An 11858-nucleotide genomic window follows, 5' to 3' on the forward strand; every position below is an offset into this window, starting at 1 on the left:
GGGCATTAAATGCCAGACCGAGAAAGTGTTTAGGGTATAAACAGCCTGCTGTTGTATTCAATAAATTACGCAAAGTACGTAAAGCAGCTTAATTTAGCGAGTGGTGCACTTCGGAGTTGAATTCGCGAGTCATGATATTGGCGTAGATAATCCATATTGCTCTCCAACATGTTCACTTTATTTCACACTAAAGTAACAAAAGCTTTGAGCAAAAATCTGCGCGAAGCAAAATTTTTTAAATTTACTGTTAAATTTATCAGTAAACACACAAGATAAATAACAACATAGCGGTGCTGAATTAAAATAACATTTGTGTGCTTCGCACAAAAAATTATGCGAAGCAAATAACAGTGAAACAAAATATACATTTTTGGTCTGACAAAGCTTGAAAAATAAATTTTCTAAGATAAACTCGCGTTTACTGTTTAGATACAAAAATGCAACCTGGTTAAGCTAATAAATATAACCAATCAGCGCAAAAGTACATTGCGCTATTTGTAACGCACAAGCGGCAAACAAAAAGGATTGAGTTGGTGGGTAAATTTGACAAGCGCTTTACCGCAGATGACTTGCGCCGTATGCGTAAAGTGGCCGGTAAAACAACACTCGAAATGGCTAAATTAGTCGGTGTAGAGCGCGGCACTTATGAAAACTATGAAAAGGGAGTGAGTAAATTCCCTTACGAGTATTTTGAAGTGTGGTGTGACGCTTGTGGGATTAACCTAAACCCATTAAGGGAGCAAATTTTAGCGCTTAGAGATAAAATTGATGATGCTAAGCTTTGGCGTAAGTCCCCAACCCCACGTAACAAACCAAGTAAAGAAGGTAGCCGCAAATGAATGCCCAAACCTTTTATCCGTGCCATCACACATATCAAACAATCACGTTACGTATCACGCATATTGACTACATGATGTTTTCAACTTGTTTATTAAGGAGTAAAGTAGGGTGTAATCAGAGCACCTTAAAACTTAACTTAGAAAGGATATCATTATGCGCTTTTCAATAAAAAATACGCCAAGCCAGCCTACACGCTCAACTCCACTAACACAGAATTTGATTGAACAAGTATCAGGGGGAACTCTGGGCGGTAAAACCAAAGACCCCAGAGGAGAGAAAGGCTCTTCAGCAAGAACAATGATTTATTGGCCATTACCAGTGGGGAATCAATGAAAAATTCTTGGTACTTTTTGCTACTAGCAATTTTAATGACTATTGGGTTCTCAGCTCTTCATTATTTCACTGATTTTGCCTATATGGTTCATATCATGGCATTGCTAGCTATCGTGACTTTTACGTCACGACAGCTAGTGAACTTGCAGCATATTAGTGTAACCCTATTCATCGTCACTATAATCGAATACATGCTCGTACAATATATTATTAGCTTGCGCACCTCAGTGTTGCCCCCGCACTTTGTAAATTTCTTTATTTTTGCTGCTCACTTTCTATTGGATCTTATGATTTTTGTTTTACTAAAACACAGAGTATATTGGTCACTTCGTTTTGTCCGCCTTACTAACCCAAAAAACTGGCGTAGCGTTTATTTAACACATGCCGACCCTATTCTATACGGTATTTTCTTTGCTTACATGATAGTTGACCTTGCAGCTTTTGGTGAGAATCTCATTAGAAATATGGATCTAATCTTCGGTGTATCAGAAGAAACATCTAAGCCCTTTTGGAGTTGGGCTTGGGTATATAAAAACTACGAAATTCTGAAATCAATCCTATGTGCTCTTGTGTTAACAACGATTCTAGCCACCGCCTTTGTTGAACGTCAGCGTCCTGATACGCCAGATGAGGAATTAGAAAGCGAATCTTAGTGATTCCTTATAAAAGCGGGCACAGTCGTGCTCTATGCGCTTATATGATGACTTAACAAGGAATTTCAGACATTAAAAAAGGCGCCAAGGCGCCTTTTACTGTTACTTATCCTGATACTACGGATTATTCCGTCTCAGGTAAATTACGACCGTAGAACACTTCCTGAATTTCACGATTTAGCTTTTGGCGAATTTCTTCTTCTTCGTCTTGGTCTAAATCATCGGTGCTCAATCCAAACAGATACGCATTTAAATCTGTTTCCTTAAGCATCATCTTAGTGTGGAATAAGTTCTCTTGATACACGTTTACATCTACCATGTGGTAGGCATCTTTAGTATCTTCCGTCATGTAATTCTGGATAGAGTGAATAGCGTGGTCAATATAGTGCTTCACGCCATTTACGTCACGAGTAAAACCACGTACGCGGTAATCGATTGTTACTACGTCTGACTCTAGCGAGTGAATCAAGAAGTTCAGTGCTTTAAGTGGTGAAATAATACCGCACGTTGATACTTCAATATCCGCTCGGAACGTACAAATACCATCATGAGGGTGTGCTTCAGGATAAGTATGCACACAAATGTGGCTCTTATCTAAGTGTGCAACCACCGAATCAGGTAAAGGACCTGGTGCTTCGTTGCTATCAAAAGTCTGTTGTTCAACAGGCTCTTCTGATACTAGAATCGTCACACTTGCCCCTTGTGGCTCATAGTCTTGACGTGCAATATTTAATACGTTTGCACCAATAATATCTGTCACGTCTTTGAGAATATCCGTCAAACGATCAGCACTGTATTGCTCATCAATATATTCTAGATACTCTTTACGTTGCTGCTCGGTCTTGGCGTAGCAAATATCGTAAATGCTAAAGCTTAAACTCTTAGTTAAGTTGTTAAAGCCATGGAGTTTAATTTTATCAAAGGGCTTGTTCACGATAGACCCACCTTAATACAAAAAATCTGCGTTGCAGAAACAAAAGTTCGCGGATTTTATACGAAAATAACGCCATGAAAAAGCGTTATTTTGCGTCAATTTCAATCACTTCATGGCTATGCGTAATTTCTACTGCTTTTTCAAGCATTAAAGCCACGGAGCAGTACTTTTCAGCTGACAAACTAATGGCTCTTACTAGGTGTTTTTCAGAGACATTTCGTCCCGTTACCACAAAGTGTAAATTAATTTTTGTAAAAACCCGTGGCGCACTCGGAGCGCGCTCTGCGGTAAGCTTTACCTCGACGTCAGTAACATCCTGACGCGCTTTTTGTAAAATACTGACCACATCAACCGACGAGCAGCAGCCAGCTGACATCAATACCATTTCCATTGGGCTTGGTGCGGCACTGTCGGCGCCGGTATCAAATACCACATTGTGCCCTGACGCTGAGCGCCCAATGAAGGTATCGCCTTCAACCCATTTAACGCAAGCTAACATAGTTATCCTTTATAAAAGCAATAACACCGCCACGAGGCGGTGTATTTTATATTCCACTTTTCACTTTACAGTGTAGTGTGGTTCTATTAACGATAATTGTGCCAACCTATACCGCTGAGTCAAACAGGTTTTTCACCAAGCCGGCAAATTCCTCAATAAACTCTTTTTGCTCTATGGTGACACGTCTATCAACAACGCTCGACAGTACTTCTTGCAAGTCATACACAATGCCATCTACCTCGCGCACAATCATGCTACGCTGCTCTGTAGAAAGCTCACTGTGTTGCTCGCAAATACGGATAACATTTTCAGCAATCACATCTTCGATCAATTCCAAGACTGTTGGAGCACCAGGCTCTACCGTCCCGGACTTCTCAAACAAGGCTAAATTTTGCGTCAAATACATGACTAAATCATCATATCCTTGTTTATCTAAAACCATACTTTGCTCACCTGAACCTATCAAAGACATCTCCTATTGATTTAAGCAGAAAGTTTTTTCGATTGCTACTTTTGTAGACAACTAGACACAAAAAAGCAGCCGAAGCTGCTTTTTTATCAATAAAATTGATAGTGCTATTTTAATCTAAAGATAAACCTGGGCTCAAGCTTGCAGGTAATGTTACCTTCTCTAATTCTACTGAAGCAACTGGGTATGCACAGTAATCTGCTGCATAATAAGCACTTGCACGGTGGTTACCTGAAGCACCAATACCACCAAATGGCGCAGCGCTTGACGCACCTGTGATTGGACGGTTCCAGTTAACAATACCAGCGCGAATACGGCGTAAGAAGCGGTCGTAATCCGCTTCGTTGTCACCGAGTAGACCCGCTGAAAGACCAAAGCTTGTTTCATTTGCTTTTTCAATTGCCGCGTCAAAGTCTGTGTAGCGGAATACTTTTAATAACGGGCCAAAGTGTTCTTCATCAGGGAAGTCTGCAATGTTAGTACATTCGATGATACCTGGCGTCACAAAGCCTGTGCCTTCTGTGTGCGTCAGCTCAATAAGCGACTCACCACCTAACTCAACAAGCTGTTGCTGTGCTTTTACCATACCGGCTGCAGCTGCATTTGAGATCATTGAACCCATAAATGGTTGTTCTGCATCATCAAAGTTGCCAACCTTAATCGCTTTAGTCGCTTTGATCAGTTGCTCAAGGATGATGTCACCTTGCTCACCTGCCGGAAGAAATAGCTTACGAGCACAAGTACAACGCTGACCGCTTGAAATAAACGCTGATTGAATAATGTCATGCACTGCCGCTTTGGTATCCGCTACGTCTTTTACGATGAGTGGGTTATTGCCCCCCATTTCAAGCGCTAAGATCTTACCTGGTTGGCCTGCATATTGCTCATGTAATAAATGACCAGTACGAGAAGAACCAGTAAAGAATAAGCCATCGATACCAGCATGTGACGCAAGTGCCTTACCAGTTTCAACTTCACCTTGAACTAAGTTAATCACGCCCGCAGGAAGACCTGCTTGTTGCCAGTACTTAAGTGTTAACTCAGCAACGTATGGTGTGAGTTCAGACGGCTTGAAAATAACCGTGTTACCAGCCAGTAGCGCAGGTACAATGTGACCATTAGGTAGATGGCCTGGGAAGTTATATGGGCCAAACACCGCAACCACGCCGTGCGCTTTATGACGAATAACTGCACGACCAACAGGCATTGGATTTTCAACCACGCCAGTACGCTCTTGATAAGCTTTCTCAGAAATTGCGATTTTACCTACCATAGCGCCCGCTTCGGTGCGAGTTTCCCAAAGTGGTTTGCCCGTTTCTTTAGCAATTGCGATAGCCAACTCTTCGCTATTTTCTTTTAGTACTTCAGCAAAACGCTTAACAATTTCTAAGCGCGCTGCAAAGCTCATGTCGCTCCATGAATAGAAAGCTTCACGTGCTGCTTTTACTGCGCTATCAACTTGCGCTGCTGTTGCTGCGTTTGCTGTCCAAATTACGTCGTTGTTTGCTGGGTTTACAGAGCTAAAGCTTTCGCCTTGTCCTGCAATCCACTCACCGTTAATTAGTTGTGCTGCATGTGTTGTCATAATCTGTTCCCAATCTTAAATCTTCACTAGGCTTACTTGATCGCCTTCTTCTACTTTTAGCGCCGCAGCAACATGTGGAGCAAGCGTTATCTCATTGTCATCAGACAAAGTTAACTCTATGACCGCTGCGCGATAGTCCACAAGTTTATCATTTGCGACCATAACAGGGAATCCACCTTGACTATCGCCTATTTTCACTGTGCGCTTTTCGCTATTGCATACCGTGCGAATATTGCTCACTTTGGCTTCAACAGTAGGGCCTGCGTCAAAAATATCAACGTAACCGTTAAAGGTGAAACCTTCACTCTTTAATAGCTCAATCGCAGGGCGAGTATTGTCATGTACCTCACCAATCACCGCTTGTGCTTCTTCACTGAGCAGGTTGACGTAGATTGGGTATTTTGGCATTAGCTCTGCAATAAAGACCTTTTGGCCAATACCCGTGAGGTAATCAGCAGTTGGGAAGTCCATAGAGAAGAAATGCTCTTCAAGCCACTGCCAAAATGGACTTTCACCTTGTTCATTCGACACGCCGCGCATTTCTGCAATCACGGTTTCGGCAAAGCGCGCACGATGTTGATTAATAAACATAAAGCGAGAGCGAGATAAGAGTTTGCCGTTGCTTCCCTTACGATAACCATCCTTTAAGAACAGCGTGCATAGTTCCGTTGCGCCAGTGTAATCATTACATAGCGTTAAAATATCCACTGCTTTGTAAACATTCAGCGTGCGAGAAGAGTGGATCACTTTGCTCAGATGGTAATGATAAAACGCATCATCCAAACCAACCGCAGCTTCGATACCACTGGTACCAACCACCTCGCCAGTTTCTGTATCTTCTAATACAAATAAATACCCTTCATCAAAAGGCTTGTCTGCTTGCTTACCAAATGAAGCAACTGAACGTGCAATCTTCTTCTGTAATAGCTCTTCGTTAACAGGCAAAGAGGTAAAACCGTGGCCTGATTCATGAGCAATGTTTAAAAGCGCTGGATAATCGCTTTCTTGGATTGGGCGAAGGATCATCATGAGCCCGCTTACTCCTCAAAAATGTGGATAACAACAAGGCCACCAAAAGGTGACCTTGCAATCAGTATTAGGCGTTGTTAGCAACTACCGCAGCAACCGCTTTTTCAAAGCGTGCCATTCCTTCGCGAATGTCAGCATCAGGAATAACTAAAGATGGAGTAAAACGTACCACGTTTGCACCAGCCACAAGTGACATCACGCCTTGTTTGATACCTTCAACCAAGAACTCTTTTGCTTTGCCTTGATACTTTTCAGTAACTACGCCACCAAGCAATAGACCTTTACCACGTACTTCACTAAATACGTTGTACTTTTCGTTGATGTCATTAAGTAATTCACGGAAAAGCTGTTCTTTTGCTTTTACACCGTCAAGCACTTCTGTTGTGTTAACGGTATCAAATGCAGCTTCAGCAACCGCACAAGCTAATGGGTTACCACCGTATGTTGAACCGTGAGTACCTACTTTTAGGTGCGCTGCAATTTCAGTGGTCGTGATCATTGCCCCGATAGGGAAGCCACCACCTAGTGCTTTAGCTGTGGTTAGAATGTCTGGTGTTACCCCTAAGCCTTGGTATGCGTATAGTTCACCTGTACGACCAACACCAGTTTGTACTTCGTCAAAAATAAGTAGCGCGTTGTGTTTATCACATAGTTCACGCACACCTTTAACAAACTCAGCGGTTGGTGAAATAATGCCACCTTCACCTTGTAGCGGCTCCATCATCACTGCACAAGTATTGTCAGAGATAAGAGCTTCAAACGCTGCTAAGTCGTTGTAGTTTGTGTGAACTACATCGCCAGGCTTTGGACCAAAACCATCCGAATACGCAGCTTGACCACCCACAGTAACCGTAAAGAATGTACGGCCGTGGAAACCTTGATTAAATGAAATGATTTGCGATTTTTCAGCACCGAACTTGTCAAGTGCCCAACGGCGCGCAAGTTTTAGTGCCGCTTCGTTCGCTTCTGCGCCAGAGTTGGCGAAGTAGACCTTTTCTGCAAATGTTGCATCAGTAAGCTTTTTCGCAAGACGTAGTGCAGGCTCATTAGTCATTACATTAGACAAATGCCAGATTTTTTCGCCTTGCTCTTTTAATGCGCCCACCAAAGCTGGGTGACAATGACCTAAACAGTTAACTGCGATACCACCAGCAAAGTCGATGTATTCACGACCTTCTTGATCCCACACGCGAGAGCCCTCGCCTTTTACTGGGATCACAGCAGAAGGTGCGTAGTTAGGTACCATTACGTCGTCAAACAATTCACGATTGATAGTCATTTTATTTCCTCATATTTGGTGAGTGAAAGTGCAAACAAGGAGTCATTCCGTTTGAAGGTTGGCGTATTGCCACCGCTTGATAGGATATTTATTCACACCAATTAGGTGCTATGTATTTTGACCCGCCCCTTGATGGCACAAAATTCATACGCTCATTATTTCAGAAAAAGCGCCATTTGTCTCACTTATAGCATGTTCCCAGCCCTTTGCATTCAAGGGTTTAACATATATTCTCAACTCAAGTGAATAACTATTTAGGGCTGATATTCAGGGCAAAGCAAGCATGATGCAGCCTTGCACTGATCATTAAAGGTTAGGTTCTGAATGAATAGTCGCAAAAAAAATTCCGTTTTTTTTTTACAAAATCGTCAACTGAAGGTTATGGAATGCACATTTTGCCAATTGCTGACGCATTTCTTCAGTGAGTTCTAGATGACTGAGTAAAATCTCAGCTTCGTCATCTTCTATCAACTGACTGTCTTTTAGAACAAGCATTTGAGCATAGCCATAGGCTTTTTGCATCACTTGTGTCAGTGGTAACGGATCCACTATTTTTTTATGCGATTTTGGTAAATAAGTTTGCGAATACTCTTCCATTACCGCATTAAAGGGAAGGTAACGCAGCTCCATTTTCTCTATTAGTTTTCGAGATATATCTGCGGAGTGTTCTAACAGCAAGTTACGCAAAAATAGGGGATCTGGAGATAGCTCCATTAGCGCGGTATGTAGATCTTTTTGCTTTTTATCACGGGCGATTTGTACTTTGGCTTGCCATACTCTTTCAAAAGTACGTAAATACAGTCTGACTAACGCAATTTTGCCCAGTTCAAGTAACATTCCCAAGGTAAAGGCATGTTGTTCTTTAACACCAAAAAATGGGGCAAGCTCCTTTGCTGCAATTGCAGTGCTCATACTTAGCTCCCGCATTTTACGCTTCATTAAGCCAAACGGTTCTGTTGCATGGGGCATCCAATGCCTCACCGCCATCGTCGGGATCACCATTTGCAGGTTTTCTAAGCCCAAATACCTCAGTGCCAGCGCGGGGGTATCGACTTTAATCGATGTGCCTTTGCTATTTTTCTTGCGATACTGCGGCAAATTCACCAAAGATACAAGCTCTCGCCCTAACCAACTGAGATCATTTACGAGTGGCTCTAATCGCCCTACTGACGCTGAACGCACGGCCAAAATATCAAAAATGGCAGGAACCGAATCTTGAATGCCAACCACTTCATGGTAAATGGTATCAAGATCATGTAATTGTTTTGCAATTGCCTCTTCAATAACTGAATGTAAGTGCTTACTTGCTTTAGCTATGTATTTATGATGAGTCGTACTGCTTTCCTGTCGTTTTGCAGCCGCAGCAATCTCCACCTCAAGCATGGTACGCTGGGCAATATTTTCTCCATAACTAATATCAAAAGTATGGATATAGCCGATTTGCTTTTGGGCAAAGTTAAGGCTGATAAGAAGGTCATGGGCGCGCTCAGAAAGCGCTTGTGCCATTCTAATTTGCTTATTTTCTTGCGTCATGCATGCTACTTATCTAAAGGAAACAATGAGTTTAGCACTCAACAGACAGTCGTATTGTTCGATATTATACCACTAAAGGCAATATTAAAGTTTTATTGTGCGTATCTTAAAGCACTGACAGAAACATCATCTCCAAGCTTATACCAATTTTCTTAATTAAGTGGTCTATTTTGAGGCGAGAAAATCTTGTCGATAACAAGGCAAAAATTTTGCTATTTAGTTGTTCTAAATAAGAAATTTTTAACGCTGTTAGCGTCAGATTTACTCCTTCAAATTGAGCAAGTATTAAGTCAAATTGGTATTATACCCACACGACCTCAAGCGTGCAGATTATTTGCACAATTACAAAACAGAGCTGGTTTTGTTTAAACTTTAGAAGCGTTTTAGGAAGTTATCAAGTAATGCCAACCCATGCTCGGTCAAGATTGCTTCAGGATGAAATTGTATTCCTTCAAGCGCCCTATCTGGTGCGACAAGTCCCATAATTTCATCAAACTTACCTTCTGGGGACTGTGTCCATGCGCTCACTTCAAGCGTTGCTGGCAAGGCGTTTTTTTCTACAATAAGTGAATGGTATCGGCAGACTTCATAAGGCGAAGGAAGCCCGTTAAATGCCCCTTTATTATTGTGATATACAAGAGAAGTTTTACCGTGCATGACTTGTCTGGCACGGCGCACATTACCTCCTAGCGCTTGCGCAATTGTCTGATGACCTAAACAGATCCCCAGAATAGGCAAACTGCCCTGAAGCTGTTCCACTACTTGCAGTGATATACCTGCCTCATTCGGCGTACAAGGTCCTGGAGACAACACTAGATACTTTGGTCGAAGCTGCTTAATTTGAGCGATGCTAAGTTCATCATTACGCTTAACCAATACTTCAATATTCAAACGTTGAAAGTACTGTACTAAATTGTACGTAAAAGAATCGTAGTTATCGATCATTAACAGCATATAAGCTTTACTCCACACCATAGCTTATGCCAATTTGCCTCATTAACTGCTCTATTTTGAGGTAAGACAATTTTATCGATAACACAGCAAAAGTTTGACTATTTGGTTATGCCAAATAAGCAACTTTTTACATCATTAGCGACTATTTTACGCCCTCAAGTTGAGCAAGCATCAGACAAAATGGGTTAGCGTTCATTATACGAATATCAGGCTCTTAAATTTGAGCATCGACTTTGTACATCGAGATAATGAGTAAAACTCACTCAGTACGATGATGGGCAAATCACGACGGCCAAATTACAAACGGCAGGAGTGTAGCACGGACTGCAAAGATACAGCAGCCTTAAAACGAATTTGGTAAAAGTGATAGCGCGTATTTAAGCCAAAGAACAGCGGTTATAAAGAAGTGCAGAGGCGGCGTAACTGTCTGCCACCTCAGAAAGTGATTTATACCAATTGTCTTAAGTAAGTAGTCTATTTTGAGGCGAGAAAATCTTGTCGAGCACGCTGTTAGCGTCAGATTTACTCCTTCAAATTGAGCAAGTATTAAGGCTGATTGGTCTTTTATTACGTTAAGCCGTACTTTCGTCTTTTTACGTAAAAATTATTTCTACTTAGCTGTAAACCTTGATAAACGTCAGAAACGCTGGGATTGAGACCCATTGCTTCTTCGATAATGAAGCATTCAACTTCTTCTATTGCTTCAGAAAAGGAGATATCTAGGCTAATAGCACGCTCTAATACCGACATGACTTTGCCATACCCACCTTTGTCACTTTTAGACACTGCTGATGGTTTTAGCATGTTGTTATATTGTGGAAAATAAGCAATATTCACTTTACCATCGCACATCGCAATCCAGGCGTTCAAAACCCCAAAAAGCTGTCTAATGTTGCCTTGCCAATAATACTTCTTACATAAGCTGACTAACTCAGTATATTGTGCAGGACTGAGCATAATGTCCTTATTTTTAAGGAAAACATCAATCAGTTTAGGAATATCGTCTTTGCGTTCACGCAGTGGCTTCATGGTTAACTCGATGCCCAGTAACCGAAACCTTAAATCCATTAAAAAAGTGCCCTTTTCAACTTCTTCATCCAAGTCTTTAGTCGTCGCAGCGATAACTTGGAATTTAGAGTAGAGCGTTTTGGTATCTCCTAGACGGCTATAAGAACCATCATTGAGTACCCGCAGTAATTTTTGCTGGGTCTCGATAGACAAGGTGTGGATCTCGTCTAAAAATAAAATCCCACCGTTTGCTTCTGCGATAAAGCCATCTGTGCTCTTTTCAGCCCCTGAGAAGGCACCTTTCACATGACCAAATAAAAGCGATAACGATAATTCGTTATTAAAGTTTGCACAGTTAACAGAAACGAAAGGAACCTCTTCTCCTTGCAGATAAATACGTTTGCGATGCACTAATTTAGCAAACTCTTCTTTACCTGTTCCCGTTTCACCTTGAATAATACTCGCAAGCTCTTCATTTTTAGCTAAGATGCAGGCTTTGAAGTCTTCATCTCTATCAATAATTAGATTTTCAGCTCCGACCCCGTTTAGTACTTTATTATACTTATCCATACTTCCCCTCTTTATGAACATCCGACGCAACTTACTACAGGAAAACGCTCATTAATCATTTACTGCAATGGTATTGCCCACCCAGTGCACCATGGCTCCAACTTTCTTTGTGTGACGAGAAAGGTAAAAAAGTAATAACAAAAACATCTCCTTACTTTGTTATTTCGTTTTT

12 protein-coding genes are annotated in these 11858 nt (G+C 41.6%); 3 read left to right on the top strand and 9 right to left on the bottom strand.

The features are described from left to right. Positions 1-533: 533 nt before the first annotated feature. The 3 genes from F9Y84_RS14775 (at position 534) to F9Y84_RS14785 (ending at position 1826) form a co-directional block, all read left to right on the top strand. Positions 534-839 (top strand): helix-turn-helix domain-containing protein, encoded by a 306-nt coding sequence (locus tag F9Y84_RS14775; RefSeq protein ID WP_241651636.1) that lies wholly within the window; start codon positions 534-536, stop codon positions 837-839. A 154-nt stretch (positions 840-993) separates the two neighbouring features. Next, complete coding sequence (locus tag F9Y84_RS14780) at positions 994-1173, top strand: hypothetical protein (RefSeq protein ID WP_147391187.1); 180 nt, start codon at positions 994-996, stop codon at positions 1171-1173. After that, positions 1170-1826, top strand: a complete 657-nt coding sequence (locus tag F9Y84_RS14785) for a hypothetical protein (RefSeq protein WP_147391186.1) — start codon at positions 1170-1172, stop codon at positions 1824-1826. The genes F9Y84_RS14780 and F9Y84_RS14785 overlap by 4 nt, the downstream gene beginning before the upstream one ends. Before the next feature lie 124 nt (positions 1827-1950). Here F9Y84_RS14785 and speD read toward each other — a convergent pair whose 3' ends face one another. From speD to F9Y84_RS14830, 9 genes are all read right to left on the bottom strand, one after another. Continuing rightward, on the bottom strand, positions 1951-2760 hold the full coding sequence (gene speD / locus F9Y84_RS14790; protein WP_125252259.1) for an adenosylmethionine decarboxylase: 810 nt from the start codon (positions 2758-2760) through the stop codon (positions 1951-1953). Between the two features lie 85 nt (positions 2761-2845). Then, entirely contained in the window at positions 2846-3259 is a 414-nt protein-coding gene (locus F9Y84_RS14795; protein ID WP_147391185.1) for an OsmC family protein, read from the bottom strand. 106 nt (positions 3260-3365) lie between these two features. Beyond that, a complete protein-coding gene (locus tag F9Y84_RS14800; RefSeq protein WP_176032459.1) occupies positions 3366-3701 on the bottom strand; it encodes a DUF3802 family protein in 336 nt (111 codons plus the stop codon). A 139-nt stretch (positions 3702-3840) separates the two neighbouring features. Further along, positions 3841-5313 (bottom strand): succinylglutamate-semialdehyde dehydrogenase, encoded by a 1473-nt coding sequence (gene astD, locus F9Y84_RS14805; protein ID WP_147391183.1) that lies wholly within the window; start codon positions 5311-5313, stop codon positions 3841-3843. 15 nt (positions 5314-5328) lie between these two features. Beyond that, on the bottom strand, positions 5329-6342 hold the full coding sequence (gene astA, locus F9Y84_RS14810; RefSeq protein WP_147391182.1) for an arginine N-succinyltransferase: 1014 nt from the start codon (positions 6340-6342) through the stop codon (positions 5329-5331). A 67-nt stretch (positions 6343-6409) separates the two neighbouring features. Next, positions 6410-7621, bottom strand: coding sequence for an aspartate aminotransferase family protein (locus F9Y84_RS14815; protein ID WP_125252264.1), 1212 nt, complete (start codon positions 7619-7621; stop codon positions 6410-6412). A 357-nt stretch (positions 7622-7978) separates the two neighbouring features. After that, complete coding sequence (locus F9Y84_RS14820; RefSeq protein WP_147391181.1) at positions 7979-9154, bottom strand: HDOD domain-containing protein; 1176 nt, start codon at positions 9152-9154, stop codon at positions 7979-7981. Between the two features lie 372 nt (positions 9155-9526). Beyond that, positions 9527-10108, bottom strand: coding sequence for an anthranilate synthase component II (locus F9Y84_RS14825; protein ID WP_128732293.1), 582 nt, complete (start codon positions 10106-10108; stop codon positions 9527-9529). Positions 10109-10675: 567 nt separating this feature from the next. Next, positions 10676-11686, bottom strand: coding sequence for a sigma-54-dependent transcriptional regulator (locus tag F9Y84_RS14830; protein ID WP_161972763.1), 1011 nt, complete (start codon positions 11684-11686; stop codon positions 10676-10678). Positions 11687-11858: the final 172 nt, after the last annotated feature.

Source organism: Pseudoalteromonas peptidolytica (assembly GCF_012641745.1).
GTDB classification, from domain to species: Bacteria; Pseudomonadota; Gammaproteobacteria; order Enterobacterales; family Alteromonadaceae; genus Pseudoalteromonas; species Pseudoalteromonas peptidolytica.